Annotated in this window: 23 protein-coding genes and 1 pseudogene; 12 read left to right on the top strand and 12 right to left on the bottom strand. The window is 73.7% G+C overall.

The genetic code is table 11. The features are described from left to right. Positions 1-12 precede the first annotated feature (12 nt). Positions 13-1,305, top strand: a complete 1,293-nt coding sequence (locus ACFVYF_RS06300; RefSeq protein WP_389451553.1) for a molybdopterin-dependent oxidoreductase — start codon at positions 13-15, stop codon at positions 1,303-1,305. Positions 1,306-1,624: 319 nt separating this feature from the next. Here ACFVYF_RS06300 and ACFVYF_RS06305 read toward each other — a convergent pair whose 3' ends face one another. Genes ACFVYF_RS06305 through ACFVYF_RS06315 form a run of 3 tightly spaced genes read right to left on the bottom strand, consistent with a single transcriptional unit; the run spans position 1,625 to position 3,770 of the window. Beyond that, positions 1,625-2,401: a class I SAM-dependent methyltransferase gene (locus tag ACFVYF_RS06305; RefSeq protein ID WP_389451556.1), complete on the bottom strand. Its 777-nt coding sequence runs from the start codon at positions 2,399-2,401 to the stop codon at positions 1,625-1,627. Then, positions 2,398-3,030, bottom strand: a complete 633-nt coding sequence (locus ACFVYF_RS06310; protein WP_389451559.1) for a DUF2064 domain-containing protein — start codon at positions 3,028-3,030, stop codon at positions 2,398-2,400. Before ACFVYF_RS06310 ends, ACFVYF_RS06305 begins: the two co-directional genes overlap by 4 nt. Continuing rightward, a complete protein-coding gene (locus ACFVYF_RS06315; RefSeq protein WP_389451562.1) occupies positions 3,027-3,770 on the bottom strand; it encodes a glycosyltransferase family 2 protein in 744 nt (247 codons plus the stop codon). Before ACFVYF_RS06315 ends, ACFVYF_RS06310 begins: the two co-directional genes overlap by 4 nt. 309 nt (positions 3,771-4,079) lie before the next feature. Between ACFVYF_RS06315 and ACFVYF_RS06320 the strand changes: the two are divergent. From ACFVYF_RS06320 to ACFVYF_RS06330, 3 genes and pseudogenes are all read left to right on the top strand, one after another. Next, positions 4,080-4,805 (top strand): annotated as a pseudogene (locus tag ACFVYF_RS06320) (response regulator transcription factor); the annotation flags it as partial. A gap of 426 nt (positions 4,806-5,231) precedes the next feature. Further along, positions 5,232-6,377 (top strand): sensor histidine kinase, encoded by a 1,146-nt coding sequence (locus ACFVYF_RS06325; RefSeq protein ID WP_389451565.1) that lies wholly within the window; start codon positions 5,232-5,234, stop codon positions 6,375-6,377. A 159-nt stretch (positions 6,378-6,536) separates the two neighbouring features. Next, entirely contained in the window at positions 6,537-7,613 is a 1,077-nt protein-coding gene (locus ACFVYF_RS06330; RefSeq protein WP_389451567.1) for a hypothetical protein, read from the top strand. Between the two features lie 8 nt (positions 7,614-7,621). Here the strand turns inward: ACFVYF_RS06330 and ACFVYF_RS06335 are convergent, their stop codons facing one another. The 3 genes from ACFVYF_RS06335 to ACFVYF_RS06345 form a co-directional block, all read right to left on the bottom strand. Beyond that, positions 7,622-8,608 (bottom strand): NAD-dependent epimerase/dehydratase family protein, encoded by a 987-nt coding sequence (locus tag ACFVYF_RS06335; RefSeq protein WP_389451570.1) that lies wholly within the window; start codon positions 8,606-8,608, stop codon positions 7,622-7,624. Positions 8,609-8,693: 85 nt separating this feature from the next. Beyond that, complete coding sequence (locus ACFVYF_RS06340) at positions 8,694-9,941, bottom strand: amidohydrolase (protein WP_389451573.1); 1,248 nt, start codon at positions 9,939-9,941, stop codon at positions 8,694-8,696. Between the two features lie 4 nt (positions 9,942-9,945). Next, entirely contained in the window at positions 9,946-10,104 is a 159-nt protein-coding gene (locus ACFVYF_RS06345; protein WP_389451575.1) for a hypothetical protein, read from the bottom strand. 149 nt (positions 10,105-10,253) lie between these two features. On the opposite strand from ACFVYF_RS06345, the gene ACFVYF_RS06350 reads away from it, so the two are divergent. Further along, positions 10,254-11,597, top strand: a complete 1,344-nt coding sequence (locus tag ACFVYF_RS06350; protein ID WP_389451578.1) for a tetratricopeptide repeat protein — start codon at positions 10,254-10,256, stop codon at positions 11,595-11,597. Between the two features lie 321 nt (positions 11,598-11,918). Further along, complete coding sequence (locus ACFVYF_RS06355) at positions 11,919-13,913, top strand: TerD family protein (RefSeq protein ID WP_389451581.1); 1,995 nt, start codon at positions 11,919-11,921, stop codon at positions 13,911-13,913. Between the two features lie 22 nt (positions 13,914-13,935). Here the strand turns inward: ACFVYF_RS06355 and ACFVYF_RS06360 are convergent, their stop codons facing one another. From ACFVYF_RS06360 to ACFVYF_RS06380, 5 genes are all read right to left on the bottom strand, one after another. Then, positions 13,936-14,163 carry a hypothetical protein gene (locus ACFVYF_RS06360; protein WP_389451584.1) on the bottom strand — a complete coding sequence of 76 codons (228 nt, stop codon included), beginning with the start codon at positions 14,161-14,163 and terminating at the stop codon, positions 13,936-13,938. A 54-nt stretch (positions 14,164-14,217) separates the two neighbouring features. Beyond that, a complete protein-coding gene (locus tag ACFVYF_RS06365) occupies positions 14,218-15,672 on the bottom strand; it encodes a transglycosylase domain-containing protein (RefSeq protein WP_389451587.1) in 1,455 nt (484 codons plus the stop codon). 224 nt (positions 15,673-15,896) lie between these two features. After that, entirely contained in the window at positions 15,897-16,826 is a 930-nt protein-coding gene (locus tag ACFVYF_RS06370) for a hypothetical protein (RefSeq protein ID WP_389451589.1), read from the bottom strand. Then, positions 16,823-17,539, bottom strand: a complete 717-nt coding sequence (locus ACFVYF_RS06375) for a sigma-70 family RNA polymerase sigma factor (protein WP_389451592.1) — start codon at positions 17,537-17,539, stop codon at positions 16,823-16,825. The genes ACFVYF_RS06370 and ACFVYF_RS06375 overlap by 4 nt, the downstream gene beginning before the upstream one ends. Positions 17,540-17,698: 159 nt before the next feature. Further along, entirely contained in the window at positions 17,699-18,691 is a 993-nt protein-coding gene (locus tag ACFVYF_RS06380) for a L,D-transpeptidase (protein ID WP_389451595.1), read from the bottom strand. A gap of 135 nt (positions 18,692-18,826) precedes the next feature. On the opposite strand from ACFVYF_RS06380, the gene ACFVYF_RS06385 reads away from it, so the two are divergent. From ACFVYF_RS06385 to ACFVYF_RS06395, 3 genes are all read left to right on the top strand, one after another. Beyond that, positions 18,827-19,351 carry a SigE family RNA polymerase sigma factor gene (locus tag ACFVYF_RS06385; protein WP_389451598.1) on the top strand — a complete coding sequence of 175 codons (525 nt, stop codon included), beginning with the start codon at positions 18,827-18,829 and terminating at the stop codon, positions 19,349-19,351. Then, positions 19,341-20,054, top strand: coding sequence for a L,D-transpeptidase (locus ACFVYF_RS06390; RefSeq protein ID WP_389451601.1), 714 nt, complete (start codon positions 19,341-19,343; stop codon positions 20,052-20,054). Before ACFVYF_RS06385 ends, ACFVYF_RS06390 begins: the two co-directional genes overlap by 11 nt. An 899-nt stretch (positions 20,055-20,953) precedes the next feature. Further along, positions 20,954-21,682, top strand: a complete 729-nt coding sequence (locus tag ACFVYF_RS06395) for a GAF and ANTAR domain-containing protein (protein WP_389451604.1) — start codon at positions 20,954-20,956, stop codon at positions 21,680-21,682. Positions 21,683-21,702: 20 nt separating this feature from the next. Here the strand turns inward: ACFVYF_RS06395 and ACFVYF_RS06400 are convergent, their stop codons facing one another. After that, on the bottom strand, positions 21,703-22,518 hold the full coding sequence (locus ACFVYF_RS06400) for a hypothetical protein (RefSeq protein WP_389451607.1): 816 nt from the start codon (positions 22,516-22,518) through the stop codon (positions 21,703-21,705). Positions 22,519-23,008: 490 nt separating this feature from the next. Here ACFVYF_RS06400 and ACFVYF_RS06405 point away from each other — a divergent pair, with 490 nt between their 5' ends. From ACFVYF_RS06405 to ACFVYF_RS06415, 3 genes are all read left to right on the top strand, one after another. Further along, positions 23,009-23,212: a cold-shock protein gene (locus ACFVYF_RS06405; RefSeq protein WP_010986199.1), complete on the top strand. Its 204-nt coding sequence runs from the start codon at positions 23,009-23,011 to the stop codon at positions 23,210-23,212. Positions 23,213-23,411: 199 nt separating this feature from the next. Next, on the top strand, positions 23,412-23,690 hold the full coding sequence (locus ACFVYF_RS06410) for an SCO5918 family protein (RefSeq protein WP_389451609.1): 279 nt from the start codon (positions 23,412-23,414) through the stop codon (positions 23,688-23,690). A 560-nt stretch (positions 23,691-24,250) separates the two neighbouring features. Then, a complete protein-coding gene (locus tag ACFVYF_RS06415; protein ID WP_389451612.1) occupies positions 24,251-25,147 on the top strand; it encodes a hypothetical protein in 897 nt (298 codons plus the stop codon). The last annotated feature ends 163 nt before the right edge of the window (positions 25,148-25,310 follow it).

A 25,310-nucleotide genomic window follows, 5' to 3' on the forward strand; every position in this document is an offset into this window, starting at 1 on the left:
TACGGTCGGGACATGCCCCACCCACGCTTCCCGGCCTCCCGGCTCTCGCGCGTCTCCCGACGTCTCCCCCGAGGTCTCTCCCCCGCCGCTCCCGGCTTCTGGCGCAGCCCCGTGCGCGGGCTGCGGTTCACCTCGGTGCTGGGCGTCGTCCTGCTCGTCGGCATCACGCTGCTGTTCGTGACGGGTCTGCTGTCGTACGCCGCCTACAACCCGGGTCTGTCACCGGTGAACGACAAGACACCGGACAAGGGCCTGCTCGGCTTCTACCTCTTCTCCTGGCCGACGGACCCGGTGTGGCTGTACCGCCTCACCCAGGGTGTGCACGTCACGCTCGGTCTGGCCCTGATCCCCGTACTGCTGGCGAAGCTGTGGTCGGTCGTGCCGAAGCTGTTCGCACTGCCGCCCGCGCGGTCGCTCTCGCACGCGCTGGAGCGGATCTCGCTGCTCCTCCTCGTCGGAGGCGGCCTGTTCGAGTTCACGACCGGCGTACTGAACGTCCAGCTCGACTATGTCTTCCCCGGCTCCTTCTACCCGCTGCACTTCTACGGGGCGTGGGTGTTCATCGCCGCCTTCGTGGCACACGCGGTGCTGCGGGTGCCGACGGCCGTACGCAATCTGCGGCACCTCCGGGACGAAGGGCACCCGGAAGAAGATGACTTGGCATCCCCGGACCCCGCTGCCCCCACCGTCTCGCGGCGCGGTGCGCTCGGTCTGGTCGGCGGCGGTTCGCTGCTCCTGTTCGTGACGACGGCCGGCCGGAGCTTCGACGGGGCGCTGCGGGAGACCGCCGTCCTCGCGCCGCACGGCGGACCCGAACCGGGCACGGGTCCCGGCGCGTTCCAGATCAACAAGACGGCCGCGGCGGTGGGGATCCGCGCCGCGGAGACCGGCGAGGACGCGTGGCGGCTGGTCGTCGAGGGGCGCTCGGGCACGGTCCGGCTCGCCCGCGCGGACCTGCTGCGCCTGCCGCTGCACAGCTCGGCCCTGCCCATCGCCTGCGTGGAGGGCTGGTCGACGGCGGACCAGTGGTGGCGGGGCGTACGGCTGCGGGACCTGGCGGCGCTGGCCGGCCACGAGGACGGACCGCCGGACGTGCTCGTGGAGTCGCTCCAACGGCACGGCGCGTTCCGGCGGGCGGCCCTGCGCGCCAACCAGGTGGCCGACCCGCGCTCGCTGCTCGCCCTGTACGTCAACGGCGAGCCCCTGACCCCCGACCACGGCTACCCCGCGCGCGTCATCGTCCCGGCGGCGCCCGGCGTGCTCAACACCAAGTGGGTGGCCCGGATGACGTTCGGAGACCTGTGATGCCCAGCGGCCGTCGGCTTCCTCTCGGGAGTCCCCTGCAACTCCTCCTGCTCGCCTGCACGTTCGCGCTGTCCGCCTACGCGGGCGTCCGGCTGCTCGCGGACGACTGGCTCGGCGTGACGGTGTGGTTCGTGGGCGCGGCGGTGCTGCACGACCTGGTGCTGGTCCCGCTGTACGCGCTGGCGGACCGGGCCGTCAGCGGGGCACTCGGCGCGGCCGGCCGCCGGGAATGGGCCGGCTACGTCCGGGTCCCGGCGGCGCTCTCGGGGCTGCTTCTGCTCGTGTGGTTCCCGCTGATCAGCGGCCAGGTCGCGGACCGTTACGCGTCCGCCACCGGTCTGTCGGGCGACGGGTTCGCGGCCCGCTGGCTCCTGATCACCGCCGTGCTGTTCGGGGCCTCCGCCGCCCTGCTGGTCCTGCGGTCGCTCCGGCTGCGCAGGGCCACGAAGGACCGGCCGCCGGTGGTCCACTGACCGTCCGGTGACCAGCCCGCGCGGCCCGCGTGCCGCAGCAGGGCCGGGGTGCCGAGCCGGGCCCAGGGGAACGGCGTACCGGCGGCGCCGCGGCCGTCGGCGACCTCCACGCGCACCCGCTCGTCGACGTCGACCGGAACGGTCTCCGCGATCAACAGGCCGCCGGGGGCGAGCAGTCGGGCGAGCCGACGCAGCAACGCGCGGGGCTCGCCGCCGATTCCCACGTTCCCGTCGATGAGCAGGGCGGTGTCCCACCGGCCCTCGCCGGGCAGCGGTTCGAAGACCGACCGGCGCAGCGCCTGACCGCCCAGCCGGACGGTGTGTGCGACGGCCGCCTCGCTGACGTCGACGCCCAGGACCGGGCGCCCGAGTGCGGCGAGCGCGGCGACGAGCCGCCCGGGCCCGCACCCCACGTCCAGCACCGCGCCCTCGCAGCGCCGCAGCACCTCCAGATCCACCGCGTCGGCGTCCGCGCACCAGCGCTCCACCTCCAGCGGCAGCAGCCAGCCGTCGGTACGGCGCAGGAACAGGGGACCGCGGCCGGCGGCGAGGGCATCGGCGTACGGGTCGGCCGACCAGGCGGGGACGGCGGCGCCGTGCGGAGTGGTCCGCAGCGTGCTCATCGGCCGGAGACCGCCGTCAGCCGGGACAGTTCGGCGGCGAAGCGTCCATCGGGCGCCGCCGCGGCGACCCGCACGGCGTCGTACGCCGTGTCGACGTCCCGCAGCCGGGGCAGGTCCCGGACCCGCAGCCCGGCCGCGACCAGCCGCTCCCGCTGTACGGCGCCGGTGGCCGCCGTCGACATCGGGACTCCGCGGATCAGCCCGGGGTCGGGCTCGGCCAGGCCCAGCGCCCAGAAGCCGCCGTCCGCCGCGGGGCCGAGACAGGCCTCGTGGTCCCGCCAGTCGACGGTGAGGAGCGCGGGCGTCACCTGCGGGGTGTCCATGCCGATGAGCAGGGCCGGCCCCGTACAGCCGCCGAAGGCCGCGGCCAGCCGTTCGTCGAGCCCGCCCGCGCACTGCGGTACGACGTCGAAGCCGGGCGGCAGCCAGCGGCCCGGCTTCCCGTCGAGCACCAGCACCCGTCGGCGGGCGGGCGTCGCCAGCACCGCGCGCAGGGTGTCGGCGAGCGCGGCCTCCGCGAGCGCGGCCGCCTCCTCGGGTGTGAACGGCGGGGTGAGCCGGGTCTTCACCCGGCCCGGCCGCGGCTCCTTGGCGATGACCAGGAGAGTGGTGGCGTCGGCGCTGCTCACTGGGGAGTTCCTCCTCGGGGAAGGGCGGCCGGCGCCGCCAGGACGCGGCGCATGTCGCGTACCGCCTGCCAGGTGCCGCGCCAGGTGCCCGTCACCTTGGAGGTGCCGGTGCGCGGCAGGTACGGGACGTCGTGCTCGGTGACGCGCCAGCCGGCGTCGGCGGCGCGGACGACCATCTCCAGGGGGTAGCCGCTGCGCCGGTCGGTGAGACCGAGGGCGAGCAGCGGTGTGCGGCGTGCGGCACGCAGCGGGCCGAGGTCGTGCAGCCGCAGCCCGGTACGGCGGCGGAGCATCCGGGCCAGCGCGAGGTTGCCCGCGCGGGCGTGCGCGGGCCAGGCACCGCGGCCCTGCGGGCGGCGTCGGCCGAGCACCAAATCGGCCTGCCCCGCGCGCACTTCGGCGACGAAGGGGACGAGCAGCGAGGGATCGAGCGAGGCGTCGCAGTCGCAGAAGCACACGATGTCCGCGGTGGCGGCGGACAGCCCGGCGTGGCAGGCGGCGCCGAAGCCCCGGCGCTCCTCGTGGACGACTTGCGCGCCGAGTGCCCGGGCGAGGTCCGCCGAGCCGTCCGTGGAGCCGTTGTCCACGACCAGCGCGCGCCAGCCGGACGGGATGCGGGCCAGGACCCAGGGGAGGGCTCCGGCCTCGTTCAGACAGGGGAGGACCACGTCGACGGGCGCCGTGTCCGTTGCTGGGGCCGTTTCCGGTTCCGATGCGGGAGAGATCGTCACGGGTTTCACCCTACGAACGCAAAGCGGACACAACGGACTCCGGCTCCTTACGAAACACGGACGTCAGGGCCTCGGGGCTGCTCGGGGGCGGCGTCCGCGCGAGCGCGGTGCGAGGCTGGCGGTATGGAGCAGCAGCGGGACGAGTCGCGTGGCGCGGGGTCTGAGGCGGGGGCCGGCCTGGGGTCTGGCGCGGGGTCTGGCGCGGGGGCCGGCACCGGTCCGGAGGCGGGGTCGGCCCCGGAGGGTGTCGGTGGCACCGGCACCGGCACCGGCACCGGCACCGGCACCGGCAACGGTCCTGGGGATGCCCGGGTCGGCGTGCGGGCCGATGCCCGGGTCGGCGTGCGGGCCGGGGCCGGTGGAGGTGCGCGGGTTCTGGTCGTGGACGACGACCCCACCGTCGCCGAGGTCGTCACCGGATACCTCGAACGCGCGGGGTACGTGGTGGACCGCGCCGGTGACGGGCCCGAGGCGCTCGCCCGGGCCGCCGCGCAGTGGCCCGACCTGATCGTCCTGGATCTGATGCTGCCGGGGATGGACGGCCTGGAGGTGTGCCGCCGGATACGGGGACGAGGGCCGGTCCCCGTCATCATGCTCACCGCCCGTGGCGACGAGGACGACCGGATCCTGGGCCTGGAGGTGGGCGCCGACGACTACGTCACCAAGCCGTTCAGCCCACGGGAGCTGGTGCTGCGCGTCGAGTCCGTACTCCGCAGGACGCGACCCGCTCCCGGTACCCGTCCGCTGCGCGCGGCCGGTCTCACGGTGGACCCGGGGGCTCGCCGGGCCACCAAGGACGGTGTCGAACTCGCCCTGACCATCCGGGAGTTCGACCTGCTCGCGTTCCTCCTGCGGCATCCCGGCCGCGCGTTCGGCCGCGAGGAGCTGATGCGTGAGGTCTGGGGCTGGGACTTCGGTGACCTGTCGACTGTCACGGTCCATGTCCGACGCCTGCGCGGCAAGGTCGAGGACGACCCCGCCCGGCCCCGTCTGATCCACACGGTGTGGGGCGTGGGCTACCGCTTCGAGGCCCCGGCGGCCGACTCCGGCGACACGGCGGCCGACTCCGGCTCCGGCGACGCGGCGGGTGACTCCGACTCCGGCGGCGCGATCCCCGGCTCCGACTCCGGCAGCGCGGCCCCCGGCTCTAGCTCCGGCAGCGCGGCGAGCGGCTCCGGCACCGCGACGATGCGCCCCGGCTCCGGAAGCGACGCCGATCCCGGAACCGCGGCGGCCCGCCCCGGCTTCGGCTTCGGCACCGGCTCAGGCACCGGCACCGGCACCGGCTCAGACACCGGCACCGGCACTGGCGCCGCAATGACCGGTGCCGGCACCCGCACCGATCCCGGCACCACCACCCCCAGCCCCGCCGCCACCCCCACCCCCGCTGCCGCCCCCGCTGAGTTCACCACCCGAGGCCCCGTCCCCGGACAACCCGGCGGCGTCGCCCCCACGCAGGAGCCGTGACCCATGCGCGACATGCTGCTCATCGCCCTCTTCGCCTTCCTCGGTGCCGCCGCGGCCGGACTGCTCGGGGCGGCCACGCTCTGGCTGATCCGGCGCCGTTCGCTGACCGCGTCGCTCGCCGTGGTCGCCGCCGTGGCCGTGACCGCGATGCTCGCGGGGACGCTGGTCGTGGCGTGGGCGATGTTCCTCTCCCCGCACGACCTGAGCGTCGTCACGACCGTCGTGGCGATGGCGGCCGTGGTCTCCCTGGCCACCGCGCTGCTGCTCGGTCGCTGGGTCGTCGCCCGCAGCCGCGCGCTCACCCTCGCGGCCCGCTCCTTCGGCGACGCCGGCGCCTTCGCGGCCCCCGACGGCCCCGCGACCGCCGAACTCGCCGCACTGAGCCGGGAGTTGCAGGCCACGAGCGCGAAGCTCGCCCAGTCCCGTGACCGCGAGCGCGCCCTGGAGACCTCCCGGCGCGAACTCGTCGCCTGGATCTCGCACGATCTGCGCACCCCGCTCGCCGGGCTGCGGGCGATGTCGGAGGCGCTGGAGGACGGTGTCGCCGCCGACCCCGACCGCTATCTGCGCCAGATCCGCACCGAGGTGGAACGCCTCAACGACATGGTCGGCGACCTCTTCGAACTCTCCCGCATCCACGCCGGAACGCTCGCCCTGACCCCCTCCCGGATCTCCCTCTACGACCTCGTCGGCGACGCCCTCGCGGGTGCGGACCCGCTGGCGCGCGAGCACGGCGTACGCCTGGTGGGGGACCGGATCGAGCCGGTGCCGGTCGAGGTGGACGGCAAGGAGATGAGCCGGGTGCTGGGCAACTTGCTGGTCAACGCGATCCGCCGGACCCCGGCCGACGGCACGGTCGCGGTGGCCGCGGAACGCTCGCCGGAGGGGGTCGTCCTGTCCGTCACCGACGGCTGCGGAGGCATCCCCGAGGAGGACCTGCCCCGCGTCTTCGACACCGGCTGGCGCGGCACCCACGCCCGGACGCCGCCCGCCGGGGCGGGCCTCGGCCTCGCCATCGTGCGCGGCATCGTGGAGGCCCACCAGGGGCGCGCCGCCGTACGCAATGTGACGGGCGGCTGCCGTTTCGAAGTGACGCTGCCGACCGTGCCGCTGACGCTCCCGGCGGGCGAGGTGGGGGCGGAGACCTAGGCCCTGTCCGGGCACCGTGGGGAACAACCGCACGATTCCGCCGGGCAGGCGCCAGGGGTGCGGGCACGGCGGGTGGGGGCGATTCCCGCCCACCGCCGTCCCCCTTTGCACGCGCAGCGGTTACGGTGCTGCGGTACGTGATCGATGGGGGGAGGGACGATGCCCGGAACCGTGCTGCTGCTCGCGGCCTCGCCGGTGGGCAAGGGATGCCTGGTGGACGCGGCGTCGGTGCTTCCCGTTCTCGCCGCCGTGGCCCCGTCCGTGCTGTCCGGTACGGACACGGCGAACGTGGTGGAACTCGCCGACCCCCTGGAGCCGCAGGCGGTCCTCACCCGGCTGCGCGCCGCGGCGACCGCGCCCGGCCCGCTGACCGTCTATCTCGCCGGCCAGCTCCAGCTCGACCGCCGCCAGCACCTTCCCCACCTCGCCCTGGCCCGCACCACACCGTCCACGGTCCGCTACACGGCCTTCCCCTGGCACTGGGTGCGGGAGGAACTGCGGCTGCGGCCGCCGGGGACGACCACCTTCTTCGCCGATCTCCACGCGGACGCGGACGCCTGGCAGCACCTGGTGTCCCACCCGCTCACCGCGGGCCCGGGCGTGACGCTCTACGGCCGGATCGCCCCGCCCCCGCCGCGCCGCGCGGTGGCGACACCCTCGTACATGAAGGCCCTGGCCACGCTGTTGCGCAGCGGACAGCGGCCGGTGCCCGCGCAGTTGCACCAGCACGCCCTGACGCGGGCGTGGGGCGAGGGCGAGCCGGCCGGGATGGTGCTGGCCGCCGAGGCGCAGGTGCCCGCGGCGTCCGATCCGCACGCTGTCATCACGGCCGCCGTGCAGGCGGGTCGGCACGGGGAGGCGGCGGCGCTCGCCGCGCGGTGGGAGCAGTCGGCGGTCCGTGCGTACGGTCCCGGGTCCGGGCAGGCGCTGCACTGGATGGAGGTCCGCGCGGATCTGGCGATGTTCGCGGGGGACCCGGTGCTCAGCTGCCGCGTCTGGCTGGCGGTGGCCGCCGCACGGCTGGGGGCCGGGGAGTCGCCGGACACGCCCGCCGTCGAATCGGCCGTCGACCGCGCCCACCACCAGTGGGGCAGCATCCGGGACGCGGCCCGCGCCCGTGAACTCGGCCCCGCCCTGGCCGATTTGCGCCGGCGCGTCCCCGGCCGCCGCGAGGGCGCGCTGCGGCACATCCGGCAGCACCTGGACGAACTGGGCGCCGCCCAGCTCACGGGCTGACACACGCCCTACGGCCGCTCCCCCGCGAACTCCTTCATCCCCGCCGCGAAGGTCACCTCCGGCCGCCAGCCGAGGTCGGTGCGCAGCCGGGTGGAGTCCGCGGTGATGTGGCGGACGTCGCCGAGCCGGTACTCGGCGGTGACGACCGGGTCGGGGCCGCCGTGGGCGGCGGCGAGGGCCCCGGCCAGCTCGCCGACCGTGTGGGGGTCGCCGCTGCCCGTGTTGTAGGCGGTGAAGGTGCCCTCCGCCGAACCGGCCTCCAGAGCCAGTGCGTTCGCCGTCGCCACGTCCCGTACATGGACGAAGTCGCGCCGCTGGCCGCCGTCCTCGAAGACCCGCGGGGACTCGCCCCGCGCCAGGGCCGACCGGAAGAAGGCGGCGACCCCCGCGTACGGGGTGTCGCGGGGCATACCGGGGCCGTACACGTTGTGGTAACGGAGCGCGATCGCCGTGCCGCCCGTGCTGCGCGCCCATGCCGCCGCGAGGTGCTCCTGGGCGAGCTTGGTCGTCGCGTAGACGTTGCGGGGGTCGGCGGGCGCGTCCTCTGTCACCAGTCCGGGGCTCAGGTCCTGCCCGCAGGAGGGGCAGGCCGGCTCGAAGCGGCCGGCCGACAGGTCGGCCGCGGAGCGCGGACCCGGCCGCACGACCCCGTGCCGCGCGCAGTTGTAGCGGCCCTCGCCGTACACGACCATCGACCCCGCGAGCACCAGCCGCCGGACGCCCGTATCGGCCATCGCCGTCAACAGCACCGCCGTACCGAGGTCGTTGCGCGAGACGTACTCCGTCGCGTCGGCGAATCCGTCGCCGAGGCCGACCAGCGCCGCCTGGTGGCACACCGCGTCCACTCCGGCGAGCGCCTCCGACACGGCGGCGTGATCGCGCACGTCCCGGCCGTCCCGGAGGTCGTACGAGACCGCCTCGTGCCCTCGCGCGCCCAGCGCGGCGACGACCTCCGACCCGATGAACCCGGCTCCGCCGGTGACCAGTACGCGCATACGCCACAAGCTAGGCGCGCGGACCGCCCGGACGGCGCGCCCGCGCCCGCACGTCACCACTCCGTAAGAACGGGGGCGGTGCGGCTCAGCGCACGAGGTAGGACAGCGCCCCCGACACCAGGGTCCGTACGCCCGGAGCGAGGGTCGACAGGTCCGGGGCGAAGTGCGGGCTGTGGTTGCTGGGGACGGCAGCGAACTTGTCCATCAGGTCGGTGCCGGGCGCCGCGTTCCAGACGTCGGCCGGAGTGCAGGTCACGAACCAGTAGGAGTACGGCAGCCGGGTGCCCTCGTGCTGTGCGAGGTGGGCGAAGTCCTCGCTGCCCATCGCGGGGCCGGGGTCGAGGATGGTGGCGGCGCCGAAGACCTGGCCGTGCACGGCGGCGATCCGGCGGTCGGTCTCGGAGTCGTTCACCGTCACCGGGAAGGTGTTGCCGACGGTGACCTCCGGCTCGCGGGGGCAGCCCGCGGTCCGGCACTCCCCCGCGGCGATCCGGCGGATCGCGGCGATCATCCGCTGCCGGACCTCCTCCGACTGCGTGCGGATGTTGAGGGCGATGCGCGCCTCGGACGGGATGATGTTGTGCCGGGTGCCCGCCTCGATGCGGCCCACCGTCAGGACCGCGGACTCGCGGGCCGCGATCTCCCGGCTGACGACGGTCTGCAGCCGGGTGACCAGGTAGGCGGCGGTGACGACCGGGTCCACCGTCGCCTCCGGACGGGAGCCGTGGCCGCCGCGCCCGTGGACGACGATGTCGACGTCCGTGGAGGCGGACATGATCAGGCCCGGGGAGTGGGCGTAGAGGCCGGCCGGGCCCGGGACCGCGTGCTGGGCGAGCAGGACGTCGGGGCGCGGGAACCGCTCGTACAGCCCGTCCGCGGTCATCAGGGCCGCGCCCTGGCCGGTCTCCTCGGCGGGCTGGCCGACCACCAGGAGCGTGCCGGACCAGGTGTCCCGGCCGGCGGCGAGCGCCTCGGCCGCTCCGGTCAGCCAGGTCACGTGCAGATCGTGGCCGCAGGCGTGCATCACACCGTCGTGCTCGGAGGCGTACGGCAGGCCCGTCTCCTCGGTGACCGGGAGCGCGTCCATGTCGGCGCGCAGCAGGACGGTCGGCCCGTCCCCGTTGCGCAGCATCCCGACCACGCCGGTCCCGCCGACGCCTTCGGCCGTCTCGTACCCCGCGGTGCGCAGCCGTCCGGCGAGGCCCGCCGCCGTCCGGTGCTCGGCCAGCGACAGTTCGGGATGGCGGTGCAGGTCCTGGTAGAGGTCCTCCAGGGCCGGGACCGGGAGGTCGGCGGTGAGGTCCCGTGCGGTGCGTGCGGCGGCAGAGGTCACGGGATCAGCGTAGGCGTGCGACCTCTGCGGGGGCGGTGTGCGGGGCGTGCGGGGGCTGGGCGGCCCTGGCCGGACCGGCGTTCGCGGCGGTGACCAGCGCGGCCACGGCGACGACCGCGGCGCCCAGTCCGCGGAAGTAGCGGGCGGAAATGCGTCGAAGCACGGCGACCTCGCAACAGCGGCGTATTAAGCACGTTTAATACGTTGCTTAACGTAGAGGCTGCTTAAGCCCAAGGGCAAGAGTAGGTAAGGGAGTTGGACAAAGGTCAGGACTCGCCTGAGAGTAAGTCGCCTTAATGGCATGCTTAATTCATGGCGGAGCGCGACGACCCGGGAATCATCGGGCGCAGGGTCCAGAATTTGCGTACGGAACGCGGGCTGACACAGAAGCAGCTGGCGGAACCGGCGTACACGCCCGCCTACATCTCCACCCTGGAGGCGGGCCGGGTGCGCGCCTCCGAACCGGCGCTGCGGCACATCGCCGAGCGCCTCGGGGTGGCGTACGAGGAGCTGGCGACGGGCCGTCCGGCGCACCTCGCCACGGATCTGCGGCTGCGGCTGACGGACGCGCAGCGGACGCTGGCGACCGGTGAGGCCGAGGTGGCCGCCGAGCAGTACACGGCGCTGCTCGCGGAGGCCGACGCGCACGGGCTCGTCGCCGAACAGGCGGCCGCCCTGCTGGGCCTCGGCGAATGCGCCCTGGAGACCGGCGACCTGGAATCGGCCCGCACCCGCTTCGAGCAGTCGGAGCAGCGGCTCGGGGACGCCCCGCTGCCGTTGCGCGTCCCCGCCCTGCGCGGCCGGGCCGTCTCGCACTACCTCGCGGGCGAACTGCGCTACGCCTGCTACCTGTTCGAGTCCTCCCTCGACGAGCTGAACCGCACCGGACTGCACGACCCGGACGCGCTCCTCCTCCTCTATACGGGCATCATCGCGCCGTACATGGACATGGGCGCGCACGCCCGCGCCGCCCAGGCCGCCGAGTTCGCGCTGGCCCTCGCGCCCCAGGTCGGCGACCCCGCGCTGGTCGCCCGGATGCACCGCTCCGTCGCCCGTACGCTGCTCGCCGAGGGCCGCACCGCCGAGGCCGACGCGTCCCTGGCCAAGGCCGCCGAGCTCTACCGCCAGCTCCAGATCCGTACGGAACTGGCGAACTGCCACTGGATGCGCGGCTATCTGTACGCGCAGAACGGCGAACTGGAGCGCGCCGAGAGCGAGTTGCGGGAGGCCCGGGCCATGCTGTCCGCCAAGCGGGCCGCCCTGTACACCAGCCAGGTGGTCGTCGAGCTCGCCGACGTACTGCACCGGCGCGGCAAGTCGGATGAGGCGGCCGGGCTGCTGCGCGAGGTGCTCGGGGACCTCAGCTCCGAGCGCGGCGCCGTCCACTCGGCGGGCGCGCACCGGCTGCTCGGAATCATCGCCGAGGACGCGCGGGACACGGAGGCGGCCGAGGAGCACTACGTCAGGGCGCTCAGCCTGCTGGAGCGCGCGGGCGCGGCGGGCGATCTGGCCGACCTGTGCCGGATGCTCGGGGATCTGCTGCGCAGGACCGGCCGGGTCGAGGCCGCGCTGGACGCGTACCGCACGGGCCTCGGCCACCGCACCGCCCCCGGCACGACGACCCTGGGGCCGGCCCCCGCGCAGCCGCCCCTGTGACGCCTCCGTCCTCCTGCCGCCGCACACCGTCCCCTCTTTGCCCTCTGCGGGGTGCCCCACAGCGCCGGTGATCCCTGACATCAGCGGGGTGCCGCACAGCGCCGGTGAAACGGCACGTCCTCCGGCGGACGCAATGCGTCGAACGGCTGGATATGCCGGTGGAAAGAATCCGCACGGCGCTCACGCGTGGCCCGGGGCCGCGCTAAGGTGCGACCAATACGCCAAATGTGGCGTGCGTCACATGATGGACGCGCGGCGCTCAAGGCTACGAACAAGGGCCGCCGGGAGGCTTCCCGGGCGGCCGTGCATCTGGGGGGCCTCATGCACGAGATGGTCAAGGGCGCCAATGTCGGTCTGGCGTCCTTAAGCGAGGACATCGGCTCGGTGATGGTGAGTCTGAGCTGGAGCAGTCCGACCGGGGAGGGCGACGCGGACGTCTCCGTGCTGTTGTTGACCGCGGACGGCAAGGTACGCAGCGACGCGGACTTCTACTTCTACAACAACCCCGTCGCGCCCGACGGGAGCGTGCAGCTCCTGGGCAAGGCGCCCACGGCGAACGGCAACGAGGACCGCATCACCTTCGACCTGACCGCGATTCCGCCGGACGTCGAACAGATCGTCGTGGCCGCGAGCCGGGACGCGGGGGACCGGTTCGCAGACCTGGAGGACCTGCGGCTGACGCTCGCCGACGGCGCCGGTCAGAGCCTGCTCCGGTTCGCCGTCGAGGGGGTCGACGAGGTCGGCGCGCTGCTGTTCGGGGAGTTCTACCGGCGGAGCGGCGACTGGAAGTTCCGCGCCATCGGCCAGGGTTACGCCTCCGGTCTGGCCGGCCTGGCCCCGGACTACGGCGTCGACATCGACGACGAGGCGGAACCGGAAGAGGCGGCCGAGGTGGCAGCGGTGGCCCTGGAGGCCGCCGCGCCGATCGTGGCGTCCCTCCCGGCGCAGGCCGTGAGCGGACCGGTCGAGGTCGTGCCGAAGGCGGCACCCCGGCCGCGTACCGCCAAGAAGAAGGTCACGCTGCCCAAGGTGACGAGGAAGTCCCTCGCCGAGAACGAGACCTGGCGCACCGCCCGGCTCTTCCCCGTCTCCGCGCTCAAGAGCGACCGGGAGCGGGAGACGAGAGCGACGTCCGTGCTGCTGTCGGTGATGGCGCAGGTACCCGAGTTCGGCCGCCGGCTGACGGCGGCGTTCGGTGCACCGGCCGGGCGCATGGATACGTTCACCGAGGTCTCGCTGCCGAACGGCGACTCCCCGAGGCGCCCTGACGGCGTCATCCGGGTCGAGCGCGCGGGCAAACTGTGGACGGCGCTGGTCGAGACGAAGACCAACGGCAACTCCCTCAAGCGCGACCAGGTGCAGGCGTATGTCGACATCGCCGCCCGGCGCGGATACGAGGCCGTCATCACGCTCTCCAACGACGTGGAACTCGACGGCAGCCCGCTGCTGGACGTGAAGGTGGACGGACGGCGCAAGAACAAGGTCGCCCTGTGGCATCTGTCGTGGGCCGAAGTGACGCACCAGGCACAGATGTTGATCCGCCACGAGGGTGTGGGAAACGCCGCTCACGCCTGGCTCCTCCAGGAACTCCTGCACTATCTCCAGCACGAGAACTCCGGCTGCCACGGCTTCCAGAACATGGGCCCGGCCTGGGTACCCGTGCGCAACGGGATCGACGACGAGACCCTGTGCCAGGGCGATCCGCGGGCGATGGAGGTCGTGGAGAGCTGGGAGCGCCTGGTCCGGCAGGTCTGCCTGCGACTGGGCGGCGAACTCGGGCAGAAGGTGCTGCCGGTGCAGCGGGCGAAGCGGGGGACCGATCCGCGGCTACGGCGGGCGGCGCTGGCCGACCGGCTCTGCCGGGACGGCAGACTCGACGCCGAACTCCGGATCGAGGGGACGGCCGGCATCCTCGCCCTCTGCGCCGACCTGCGAACAGGCAAGCTGCGTACGTCCATTGAGATCGCCGCTCCCGAACAGGGCTACCCCCTCACCTGGGCCAAGCGGCTCGTCCGACAGCTGGCCGAGGCGCCGGCCGACCTGCACGTCGAAACCCTCGTCACCGGTGACGCGGGCGGCCCGCGCGGAACGCTGGAGCGGCTGCGCCCCGAACCCGCCGACATCGTCCCCAAGAACGGCGCGCCGATCACCGGCTTCCGGCTGTCCCTGTTCCGCGGCATGGGCAACACCCGCGGTAACGCCGAGTCCGGCTTCATCCGCAGCGTCGACGAGTCCGTCGACCGCTTCCACGCCCTGGTGGTCGTCCCCTTGGACGGCCGCACCCAGCGCACCCGGCAGCCCGCCGCAGTGGGGTGAACCCTCGCAGCCGCGCGGGCACCTACTTGTCCGCGCGGTACAGCTGGAGGGCGCTGTTGGCGAAGAGGTGGACGTAGCCGCATTGCCAGCAGATGAGGCCGGTGGCTGTTTCGTCGGCCCAGGCCAGTTTCATGAACTCCATGCCGGTGCTGTTGAGTTTGATGCCGCGTCCGCGGAAGCGGTCGCTCTTGCAGACCTGGCAGGTGATCCAGTGGTCGCCTATCGCGGCCCTGACCGGCTTGGGTGCCATGAGTGGTTCCTTTCCCCCGAGTTGAACAGCGGTACAGCCTACGGCGGGCGTCGGTCAGGGGAGGAGGGCGGTGCGGGCGGTGGCGGCCAGACCGGGGGCCAGTTCGGAGGCCGCGGTGGGGAGCGGGGCCGGGGTGGGTGGGTGTTTGCCCTTGGCGGGATGTTCCGCGAAGAGGGCGACGGTGACGGTGAGTCGGTCGTCGTAGGTCGTGTGCCAGCGGGTGCGCGGGCCTGCCGTGCCCGTGTAGATGGTCAGCGGGTCGTAGGGGTCGTAGGCCGTCTGCCGGCTCTTGGTGAGGGTGTCCGCCAGGGTGGGCGGCATCGTGGGTGTCGTGCGGGGGCGGGCCTTGTAGAGGGTGTCGGCGGCCCGGGTGATCTTCGAGACGGTGTACGGCGTCGCGTAGCTGCCGCGGGCCGCCACCGTGGCGTAGGCCGAGGCCAGGCGCAGCGGCGTGGGGGCCGCGGTGCGGGGGAGGCCGGTCAGGGGTGCGGCGAGTTTCATGCCGCGGAAGGGCTCGAGCGCGGTGCCTGCCTCCACCGCCCCGTCGAGGGCGTCGTTGAACGGCTGGCGGGCGTAGTCGGCGCCGCCGTACAGCACACGGACCGCCCCGTCGCCGGGGACCATCGCGACGACGGCCGTGTGGACACGGGTGTTGTCGGGCACGCCCTTCGTGCCCTCGTCGACCCGTTCCGCGGTCTCGTCCTGCGCGGCGAGGTCGAAGGTGGTGTGCACGGTGTAGCCGCCCCGGGCCAGTTGGTCCTCGGTGATGCCCAGCCGTCCCGCGGCCTCCGAGGCGGCCGCGTCGATCAGGTACTGGCGCTGGCCGTCCGTGTCGCCCGGCGGATAGAAGCGGAACGCCGGGAACGTGGCGGCGGCCCGCCGCGCCGCCGTGATGTCCCCCGATGCCGCCATCGCGTCCAGGACCCAGGCCCAGCGGCGCTGCAGGGTCGCCGTCACCTTCGCGTCCGAGCCCGTCCTCTCGTAGTACGACGGCAGGTTGATGATCGCCGCCAGCGCGGCGCCCTGCGCGAGGGTCAGGTCGTGGGCGTCCACACCGAAGTAGTTGCGCGCCGCCGCCTGGATGCCCGCCGCGCCCCGGCCGAAGTACACGGTGTTGAGGTAGCCCTCCAGGATGTCGTCCTTGGAACGGGTGCGGTCCAGCTTGACCGCGATCAGCGCCTCGCGCGCCTTGCGGCTCAGTGACTGCTCGGGGCTCAGCAGGGCGTTCTTCACGTACTGCTGCGTGATCGTGGAACCGCCCTGCCGCGCGCCGCCCGTCATCGCGGCCAGGGTCGCGCGGGCGATGGCGCTCGGCGAGATCCCCGAGTCCGTACGGAACGAACGGTTCTCCGCGGCGATCACCGCGTCCTGCACCGGCCGCGGGACCTGGGCGAGTGCCACGTCCTGGCGGTCCACCGGGCCGCGCCGGCCCAGATAGGCGCCGCTCGCGTCGAGGAAGACCGTGCTCTGCGTCACCGTCTCGGGATGCGGCTCGGGAACGTCCGTCATCTCGTACGCCACCACGACGGTGCCGCAGACGACAGCGAGCAGCGCGAGAACCGCGACCCCCGCCCGCCGCAGCCTGCGCCCCCGGGAAAGCGGCCCACGCGAGAGACGGCCGAGTGGAGGACGCCCACGCGAAAGGCGGCCTCGGGTGCGGGCGGCACGTGTACGGGGCCTTCGGATACCGGAGGTTCGGCCGCGGCGGACCTCGCGCAGCCGCTCGTAGGCGTTCATCCGGCGAAGTCCGTCCGTGCGATCACCCCGCCCGAGGAGTCGTACACCGTGACTCTCCCGGTGACGCCGGAGAGCGCCGCCGATCCGCTCGTGCCGGAGCCGGGCAGCTTCACCTCGGCGTACCAGACGCCCCAGCCGGGATCGCCCGCCAGGGTCAGGAGTGAGCCGCTGAACCGGCCGCCGGCCGTCTCGATCTCGACGCGCGCCGCCTCGCCGGCCCCGTGGTAGACGCCGGACACGAACCAGTTGCCGTGTTTTCCCTCTTCCTGGAGGGTGATGCCGGGCTCGTCCTTGGTGGTCCCGGCGTACGTGCCGGTGCGGACGGGCTGGGGAGCGTCCGGTGCCGACCAGTGCTCGCCGTCCTTGGTGAGCCACACCTTGACGCCGGGGGCGACCGGCACGCGCTCGCCGGGAGTCACGATCCGCACACTCCCGCCGAACGACTCGGCGGCGTTCGCCCCCGCGGACCCCGACGCCCCCGACGACCCCGCGGAGCCGCCCGCCCCGGAAAACAGGTCCGTGCCCAGTGCCGCACCGCCCGCCGCGATCAGCAACAGCCCGCACAGCGCGCCCAGTACGACGCCCCGGCGTCGCCGCCGCAGCCTCCGCCCGCCACGGGTGACGGCGGCCAGCGGCACGGCCGACGGCACGACGCCGTACACGGCGTCGGCGAACACCCCACGCAGCCAACGGGATTCGGGGTCGCTCTCGTGCGGCTGTCCGGTGCGGCTCGCGAGGTCGTCCTCACGTGGCTGTCCGACGCGGTTCGCCGCGTCGTCGCCGTGCGGCCGTACGCCCCGGTCGTCGGCGGTGGTCCCGCAGGGCTGCACGCTCCAGTCGGCCGTGGGCGCCGGGCGAGGTCGTACGGCCCGGTTCACGGTGGTCGCCTCGCGCGGTCGTACGGCGTGCTTCGCGATGTGGTTCATCGGTGGCCTCCGGAGAGGGTGTGGGGGGTGAGTACGGAGTGGAGGAAGAGGTCGGCGTGGAGGGCGAGTTCGGGGTGGGCGCGCAGGGCTCCCAGACCGCGCCGGGCCTGTCTCCTGACCGCGCCGGCCGAGCAGCCGAGGAGTTCCGCCGTCTCGGCCTCGCTCAGCCCCTCCCAGTGGCGCAGCACCAGCACGGCACGCTGCCGGCCGGGCAGCGCGGCCAGCGCCCGACGCACGGCGTCCCGTCCGCCGACGTCTTCCGCGGACCCCGGCCACGACCTCGCCCCCGGCCACGACCTCGCCCCCGTTCCGGAACCCGCCCCCGTTCCGGAACCCGCTCCCGCCCCGGGTCCCGCTCCCGTTCCGGGTCCCGCTCCCGTACCGGAACCCGCCCCCGCCCCGGGACCCGGTCCCGTCCCCGCCCCCGGCCCCCGGAACGCCACCAGCCGCGCCACCCCTCTCCGCCGAGCCCGCCCGAGATGGCTGCCGACCAGCGACCGGCGTGCGCAGAAGTCGACGTCGGCGCGCGCGATGCGGCGGCGGCCGGCGTACACCTCGGTCAGCGCGGCCCGGACGAGATCCTCCGCCTCACGGAGGTCGCCGGTGAGCAGGTGCGCGGTGCGGACCAGACGGGGCCACGCCTCGGTGGCGTACGCGGCGAAGTCGCCGTCCTGGACGGGGAGTTCGGAAGCGGGGGTTTTGTGGTGGGGCACAGCCGGCGGTCCCTCGGGATCGGGTGCGGGTGGGGAAGGCGGGTCCCGGTGAGCCGGCGGACGGGGGCGGGGGACCGGACGTGGGGCCGGTCCCCCGCCCCGGCTCGGCTCAGCGGAAGGGGCGTCTGCGGCGGGGGGCTCTCGTGAGCGGTCTTCGGGTCACGTCAGCGCGCTGCCCGTCCGCCACTGGTCCCAGGAGAGGTTCCAGTCGCCGTAGCCGTTGCCCGCCGCCACCGTCTCCGTGGAGCCGGTCACCTTCACGACGTCGCCGGGGATGACCTCGCCGTAGAAACGGCTCGCGGTGCCGTCGGTCGCGAGACCGATGCAGCCGTGGGTGACGTTCTGGCGGCCGGCGTACGTATTGGCCTTCGGATTCTGGTGGAGGTACGTACCCGAGGTGGTGAGATGCACGGCGTATGCGTAGTAGCCGGCGTACGAGTCGCCATAGCCGACCGTGCGGGAGTCCATGAACACGCGGCGCTGTTTGTCGGAGACGACCATCGTGCCGTTCCAGGTGTCCATGCCCGGGGCACCCGCGGTCACCGGTACGCGCCGGGTCGAACCGTCCTTCTCCACCGTCATGGTGTGGGTGCGCACATCGACCGTGGCGACGAGGGAACGGCCGACCGTGAAGCGGCGGGTGAGGTCGGCCCCGGCCCGCACGGTGACCTCCGTGCCGGGCTTCCAGTACGTACGCGGCCGGAAGTCCACCCGCTGCCCGTCGAGGAGGTTGCGGTCCTTGATCCAACTCCATGATCCGGTCGTGCCGTTCGAGGTGGTGACCTTCAACTGGCGTTCGGTGTCGGCCCGTTCGGCCGCCGGCACCGGACGGCTGAACGTGACGGATATCGGCATGCCGACCCCCACGGTCCCCCGGTCGGCGATGTTGACGCGCGCCCCCGCGAGGGACTTGAGAGGCTTCGGCTTCGGTTGGGCGGCCGGGACACCCGTGGTGCCGCCGGTCTTCGCCGCCGCGTCCGCACCGGTCCCCTTGCCCCCGCCTGCCACGGCCTGTGCCGAGCAGCCGGTCAGCGCGAGCGCGCACACGGCCAGCGCGGCCCCCCACACCCGCACCCGCCCGAGGCGCCCGGCCCCGGCCGCTCCCGCCGATCCCGCACGTCTCGTGGTCCCCGTACTTCCCATGGTCCCCATGCCCCCCGTACTCCCCGTGGTCATTCCGCTCCCCCTGTGGTGTGTTTCGATGTGCGACGTACGGGACCTGTACGCACGGCGCGGTCGGCCGGGTTGCACGGGACCGCGGAAAATCCGCACACTCCGGCGAGGGGCATGACCGAGGACGAGTTCGACACGTTCTACGCCGCCGCGTTCCCCCGGCTGACAGGCCAGCTCTACGCCTTCACCGGGGACCACGGCGAGGCGCAGGATGTCGTCCAGGAGGCGTTCGTACGCGCCTGGGACCGGCGGCGGGATTTCCTCGCCGAAGGGGCACCCGAGGCGTGGATACGGACCGTGGCGATGCGGCTCGCGGTCAGCCGCTGGCGCCGCGCGCGCCGCTGGCTGGAGCTCGTACGCCGCACCCCGCCGCCTGAGCACACACCGGGCCCCGACCCCGAGCGCATGGCGCTGATCGCCGCGCTGCGCACCCTGCCCGAACCGCAGCGGATGGCCCTGGTCCTGCACCATCTGTGCGACCTGAGTGTCGAGCAGGTAGCCTCCGAAACCGGTGCGCCCGTGGGCACGGTCAAGGCCCGGCTGTCCCGCGGCCGGGCGGCGCTGGCCCGGGTGTTGTCGGAGGGGGAGGCCGCCGCCGCGGCCGGCGAGGGTGAGAAGGAGGACGACCGTGTCCGATGAACTCACCACTGAGCTGCGCGAGTTGGCGGAAGCCGGCGTGACGCCACCACCCGTGTCCGGTGCCGAGATCCGCCGGCTGGCGGTCCGCCGCCGACGTCGCCGCCGTACGACCGCCGCCCTCGCCGGAGTCTCCGCGGCCGCGGCGCTGGCCCTCGGTCTGACGCTCACCGTGACCCTCGGCGACCGTGCCGAGGAGCGCCCGTCCCCGGCCGCGAGCCCCACCGGCACGCCGAGCGCCCTCCCGGTGCGGGCCGACGCCACCATCGACCTCCGCCGGCTGGTGCTCACGATCGACGGCCGCATGCTGCCGATCTCGGCGGGCACCGTCAAGGCGCCCACGCCGACCGGCCGGATGACGGTCACGGCCAAGGAGGAGGCCAAGACCGTCGCGTCCGACGGCATCGCCTTCCCCAGTGGCTACAACCTCAAGGCCCTCTGGGTGCTGGAACTCCGTGCCGCGGACGGCCGTACGACCTATCTCGCCGCCCTGACCTACGACGACAAGGCGCCCGGCAACTACGACACCACGGGCGGCTGGATCGGCCTGCGCACCGCCGACGCCCAATGGCTCTACGGCCAGTTGCGGAAGGGCTCGGTGGTCGATGTCGAGAGCTCGTTGCCCGCCGCGACCGTGCGGCCGCCGGCCGCGACGTCCCCGTCCGCGAGCCGCACCCGTGCCCCGGAAACGGCCCCCGCCGGCTGAACCGCACGTGGCCGACTTGGATCTGTTCGGCTGGGTACCCGGACGCCGGCACGCACTCCACCCGAGAAAGCCCGTCGCAGGGCGGGCGGCGGAAGGAGGCGGTGGTCGTGCGGTCCGAGAAGGAGGGTCACGGCTCCGGTGCCCCGGAAGCCCACGGCCCCGACCGTGAGAACGACGCATACGGCACCCGGCTGCCCCCGGAACCGGACACCAAGCCGGAGCCGAGCCGCAGCCCTGGTCCGGACGGAGGCGCGGACTTGAAGCCAGAGCCGGACTCCGCCGCTTCCGGGAACCCCGGCCCGGGGAACCCGGACCCGGACTCCGCCGCTGACGGAAGCGCGGGCTCGGGAGGCGCGAACCCGGATTCCGCCGCTTCCGGGAACCCCGGCGCGGGGGAGCCGGACCACGATTCCGCTGCTGACGGAAGCGCGGGTTCGGGAGGCGCGAACCCGGATTCCGCCGCTTTCGGGAACCCCGGCGCGGGGGACCCGGACCCGGACTCCGCCGCTGACGGAAGCGCGGGCTCGGGAGACGCGAACCCGGATTCCGCCGCTTTCGGGAACCCCGGCGCGGGAGGCCCGGACCCGGACTCCGCTGCTGACGGAAGCGCGGGCCCCGGGGACCCGGAGCCGGAGCATGACTCACCGGAGCCGGACTCCGCCGTGGGGCCCGACCCGGGAGCGGAGCCGCACGAGGGCTCTCGGTCCCTGCCCCCTGCACAGCCCCCTGCAGAAGGGGACGTGGGCGCGCACCCGGATGCCGGCCTCGGGCCGTCCCGGGACCACGGTCCGCCGGGTCGCCCGTCCCCGGGCCACGGTCCGCCGGTCGAGCCGCCCCCGGGCCAGGGAACCCCGGGCCACGGGCCGCCGGTCGAGCCGCCCCCGGGCCAGGGGACCCCGTTGGAGCCGCCCCCGGGCCGCAGAACCTCACTCGACGTAGCCGCGCTGATCCGTGACGCCGTGCGGAACCTGACCCCCGAGGAGGTCCCCGCACGGCTGTGCGCGCTGGCCGTCGACCTGCTGCCGGTCAGTGGCGCGAGCATGTCGCTGCGCAGCGACGGCCTGCCGGTACGGCTCGGCGCGAGCGACGCGACGGCCGCCCGGATCGCGGACGTACAGGGCACGTTGGGGGAGGGCCCCGGCCTGGACGCCGCGTCGGCCGGGCGGCCGGTCCTCGCCTGCGACCTGACGAGCGGCGGCGACGCGGTCCGTTGGCCGGTCTTCGCCCAGCAGGCCACGGAGGCGGGCGCCCGGGCCATGTACTCGCTGCCTCTGGGCGACGCGGCGGTGTGCGTCGGCACCCTGGACCTCTACTGCGACGTCCCCGCCGAGCCGACCGGAAGCGACCTGCGCACCGCGCACCTCGTGGCCGGAGTCGTGACGGTCGCCCTGATGTCCCTGCCCCGCGGCGAGTGGGCGGCGGCCCGCGGGGACGACTCCTGGCTGAGCACACTGGCCTCGGACCACGACGAGATCCACCAGGCGATCGGCATGATCATGGCCCAGCTCGGCGTCTGCGCCGACGACGCACTCGCCCGGCTGCGCGGATACGCCTTCGCGCACAGCCGTACGGCCGGATCCGCGGCCCGCGAGGTACTCGCGCACCGCAAGCGGTTCCACCCCGAGTGAGACCGTGAGGCCAGAAGGGCTTAGCCCTCCTGGGCCGCCGGTGACGCGGCGGCCGGCGTCTTTCCGGCGGCGACGTCCTTCAGCCGCTGCGTGCCGAGCTGGGAGGCCAGTCGGGTGGACTCGTCGTCGGCGCCTTCGAGGCCGCCGTCGGTGAGGGTGAGGGCACTGTCGCCGACGCGTACGGAGGCGATGTCCAGGGTGAGCGTGGCGGGGGCGCCCTCCAGGTCACCGGTCATCATCATGCGCAACCCCTGCCGTGCGTCGCCCAGTTCGGGAAGCGAGGAGTCGACGACCTGGACCGCCCACCGGGTGCCCTTGGCGTTCGTGGCCGTGAACTGGCCGCACTTCACCGGCATGGTCTGCAGCCAGGTGATGCCGGCGTCCAGCTGGGGCCGCCCGTACGCGGCGACCTCGTAGCGCAGCTGCCCCCCGCTCTCACCGTCGTCGAAGCCGGTGACGACCCGCGCCCCCGACGGCTCACCGAGCAGGTCGTCCTCGTATAGGCCGTCGAGCAGCCGCTGGCAGTCCGGGCGGTCGGCCCGTGCCTTGAGGACGGCGTCGTGCCAGGTGGCGGCGCCCTCGCTCGGCGCCCACCGGGGGCCGAGATCACCGGCGGTGACCATCGCCGCCCCCGCCTGCGCCTCGGTGAGCGCGGCCGGAGCGGCGGAAGCGGACGCCGGTGCGCTCGGGGCCTGCCGGGCCGCCGGGGACGCGGACGCCACCGCGTCCCCCGCTCCACGGCCGCCGCCCCCGCCGCCGCCCGAGCAGGCCGCCGCCGACGTCAGCAGCGTGCCCGCTGCCAGAGCGGTGGCGAGGACGCGGGGACGACGGTTCATGGCGGTACCTCCGGCGCGGGTCATGGCGGTGCGTGTCACGGGGGGTGCGGACACGGTGATCGTCCGTGGCTCCCTGCCCCAAGGCACCACTCCTCGTACGCGTCCACCACCGCGCCGGACCGTACGGGTGATGTCCCCTGCACCGGGCCCGCGACGACCCTGTGAAGCCGCCTGCCGTACCGTCGCTGCGGAGCATCAGCCCGACGGCGGAATATCTGTCATGGCGGCCGTAGAAATATCCGCGATGCGCCGACAGGTTTAGGTATTCCCCCGGACGAGGTGACATAGTGGGCCGTCCCCCTTGGCCTGTCCCGTGCTACTGTCGATTTCAGTTGCAGTTGTGGTTCCCAAAGTCTTGGGGCGTGCCTACCGGTCAGTACCGGGCGGCTCGCTTCTGAATTTCCGGTCTTTTCCGGACGGGGCAATCATCGCGGCGACGCGGGCCCACACAGTGTGGGTCCACGAGCACTGCTCCCGAAGGAGAATTGACATGGCTACTGGCACCGTGAAGTGGTTCAACGCGGAAAAGGGCTTCGGCTTCATCGAGCAGGACGGCGGCGGCGCCGACGTCTTCGCCCACTACTCGAACATCGCCACCCAGGGCTTCCGTGAGCTCCAGGAGGGCCAGAAGGTGACCTTCGACGTCACGCAGGGCCAGAAGGGCCCGCAGGCCGAGAACATCGTCCCCGCCTGACCTGGGACACGGCTGACGCCTGACCCACGGGTTGGCTGACGCGTACAGGTGGCCGGGGCCCGCACCACGGGGTGCAGGCCCCGGCCACCTGCTTTTTCGTTTTCCGGGCATTTTCGAGTAGAGGTTCCGGCGTTTTCTCCAGCACGCCACTCACCGTCCCCGTCCGGATCAGCATTGAATCTCAACCCGCGGAGGCACCATGCGTTGTGTGATCGCCCGATTCCCGTTCGACCTCATCAAGAGCGAGGTGGAGCAGTCGATGTCCGGCATCCGCCCCGAGCCCGTCACGGGCTCGTCCGTGACCATCGGCTCGCACACGTACCCCGTCAAGCAGGTCGGCGAAGTGATCACCAAGCAGGACCGCCGCGACTTCACCGAGTTCGAGGTCGCCCGCGCCCTCACCCGGCTGGGCTTCACCTGCCGCCCCGCCGCCGCTCCCGCCCGCCCCGCCGCGGCCGGCTGGACCGAGACCGCGTAACTCCGTACCTCTCAGGCGAATCGTCGCGGTGCCACTCCCGCGACGCACTCCGGCGCCACCCCTGCGGGGCGGCGCCTCCGCCATGTGGCGCGCATCTCATGACGCGCTTCCGTGGCGTGACTCCGTGAAGCGCTTCCCGCGACGTGCTCCCCTGACGTGACTCCGTGGCCGGCCCGGACCTTGAGTTCTGGGCCGCCTGGTCTCCCGGGCCCGCACCGCATCGCGCCCGGCCCCGCACCGCATCGCATGTATCGCAGGTACGGAGCCCCGGTGCATCGCGTCCTGCCGCACCGCGTTCCTCTGCCCCGCACCCCGCCGCGGCGCTCCGCGCGCCGGCCGGAACGTGTGGTTCCTAATGGGGTCAAAGGGTGAGGGCATGTGAAGTCGCCGTGTTTTCACCGAGGTTGACACCGTTGCCACGGTGATCGACGATGTGGTCCCTGTGGCACATGTGACCTGTGTGCCCAGTGTTCATCACTGTTCCCGGTGCGACCGGCCCCCGGCGTTGCTGTGCTGCCCGCTGCCGTCGTCCGGGTCCCGCAACGTCAGATGGGATCCGTATGTCCATAGCGAGACGTGTCACGATGCGCTGCCTGGTGGGGACGGGCGTCGCGGTCCTCTCCCTCTCCGCCGTCTCGACCAGCGCGTGGGCCACCGGTACGCCGGGCGGCGACGGCTGGGACAAGGGCGGCCGCGCCTACTCGTCGGGGCAGGGTCCGGGCACGGTGACGGAGACCGATCACTGCCAGTTCTCCCTGAACGGGACGGACTTCGCCGACTCCGTCGGTCTCGACGACCAGAACCTCAAGCCCACCGAGGACGGCAAGGTCCACGTCAAGGTGCGGGCCGCGCAGGACGCGACGACCTGCACGGCGTCGCTGGCCGCGTACCGGGCGCACGGTGCGACCTTCAAGACCTCCGGGGTCCAGGTCTTCCACGACTTCGACTCGGTGACGGTGAAGCAGGGCGAGACCGACTCGCTGGACATCTCGGTGCCGGACGCCGGCTGCTTCGCGCAGATCGACCTGTACCGGGGCAAGGTGAAGTTCGACGGCAAGCTCGACGCGAAGGACGGCTTCGAGCACGGCGACGTGCCCGAGGGCCCGGACCACCCGGTCATCAAGGACAAGCTGATCGCGGCCTGGAACGGCGGCTCGAAGGACTGCACGGCCGAGACGCCGGGTACGCCGGAGACCACCCCGCCGGCCACGACCCCCGCCGCGACCCCGTCGAAGTCCGCGACCCCCTCGGCGTCGGCCTCGACCCCGGACGACGCGGAGTCGACCACGGCGGCCGCGCCCACCCCGAACGGCGGTGGGTCGACCCCGGCGGGCGACCTCGCGGAGACCGGTGGCGGCAACACGCTCCCGATCGCCGGCGGGGCGGCAGCCCTGCTCGCGGCCGGCGCGGCCCTCGCGGTGGCCGGCCGCCGCCGTACGGCCAAGTCACGCTCCTGACCGACCCTGTTGGTCCCCACGGGCCCGGCACTCCTCCACCGAGGAGTGCCGGGCCCGTCCCGTTTCCGCGGCGGTGCTCCCCCTCTCGCCCGTGCCGTCACGACGGCTTCCGGCCAATCGGGCAGCGCGGTGGGAGCGCCGGGGCGGGCGGCGTCGTCGCAGG

It is taken from the genome of Streptomyces sp. NPDC058274 (assembly GCF_042881375.1).
In the GTDB taxonomy this organism is placed as follows: Bacteria; Actinomycetota; Actinomycetes; order Streptomycetales; family Streptomycetaceae; genus Streptomyces.

What these genes read in the sequence shown, in the direction of transcription:
- ACFVYF_RS06300 (WP_389451553.1), top strand. Translation starts at nt 13, where the DNA reads ATGCCCCACCCACGCTTCCCGGCCTCCCGGCTCTCGCGCGTCTCCCGA.
- ACFVYF_RS06305 (WP_389451556.1), bottom strand. Translation starts at nt 2,401, where the DNA reads ATGAGCACGCTGCGGACCACTCCGCACGGCGCCGCCGTCCCCGCCTGG.
- ACFVYF_RS06325 (WP_389451565.1), top strand. Translation starts at nt 5,232, where the DNA reads ATGCGCGACATGCTGCTCATCGCCCTCTTCGCCTTCCTCGGTGCCGCC.
- ACFVYF_RS06330 (WP_389451567.1), top strand. Translation starts at nt 6,537, where the DNA reads ATGCCCGGAACCGTGCTGCTGCTCGCGGCCTCGCCGGTGGGCAAGGGA.
- ACFVYF_RS06335 (WP_389451570.1), bottom strand. Translation starts at nt 8,608, where the DNA reads ATGCGCGTACTGGTCACCGGCGGAGCCGGGTTCATCGGGTCGGAGGTC.
- ACFVYF_RS06350 (WP_389451578.1), top strand. Translation starts at nt 10,254, where the DNA reads ATGGCGGAGCGCGACGACCCGGGAATCATCGGGCGCAGGGTCCAGAAT.
- ACFVYF_RS06355 (WP_389451581.1), top strand. Translation starts at nt 11,919, where the DNA reads ATGCACGAGATGGTCAAGGGCGCCAATGTCGGTCTGGCGTCCTTAAGC.
- ACFVYF_RS06360 (WP_389451584.1), bottom strand. Translation starts at nt 14,163, where the DNA reads ATGGCACCCAAGCCGGTCAGGGCCGCGATAGGCGACCACTGGATCACC.
- ACFVYF_RS06365 (WP_389451587.1), bottom strand. Translation starts at nt 15,672, where the DNA reads ATGACGGACGTTCCCGAGCCGCATCCCGAGACGGTGACGCAGAGCACG.
- ACFVYF_RS06370 (WP_389451589.1), bottom strand. Translation starts at nt 16,826, where the DNA reads ATGAACCACATCGCGAAGCACGCCGTACGACCGCGCGAGGCGACCACC.
- ACFVYF_RS06380 (WP_389451595.1), bottom strand. Translation starts at nt 18,691, where the DNA reads ATGGGGACCATGGGAAGTACGGGGACCACGAGACGTGCGGGATCGGCG.
- ACFVYF_RS06385 (WP_389451598.1), top strand. Translation starts at nt 18,827, where the DNA reads ATGACCGAGGACGAGTTCGACACGTTCTACGCCGCCGCGTTCCCCCGG.
- ACFVYF_RS06400 (WP_389451607.1), bottom strand. Translation starts at nt 22,518, where the DNA reads ATGAACCGTCGTCCCCGCGTCCTCGCCACCGCTCTGGCAGCGGGCACG.
- ACFVYF_RS06405 (WP_010986199.1), top strand. Translation starts at nt 23,009, where the DNA reads ATGGCTACTGGCACCGTGAAGTGGTTCAACGCGGAAAAGGGCTTCGGC.
- ACFVYF_RS06410 (WP_389451609.1), top strand. Translation starts at nt 23,412, where the DNA reads ATGCGTTGTGTGATCGCCCGATTCCCGTTCGACCTCATCAAGAGCGAG.
- ACFVYF_RS06415 (WP_389451612.1), top strand. Translation starts at nt 24,251, where the DNA reads ATGTCCATAGCGAGACGTGTCACGATGCGCTGCCTGGTGGGGACGGGC.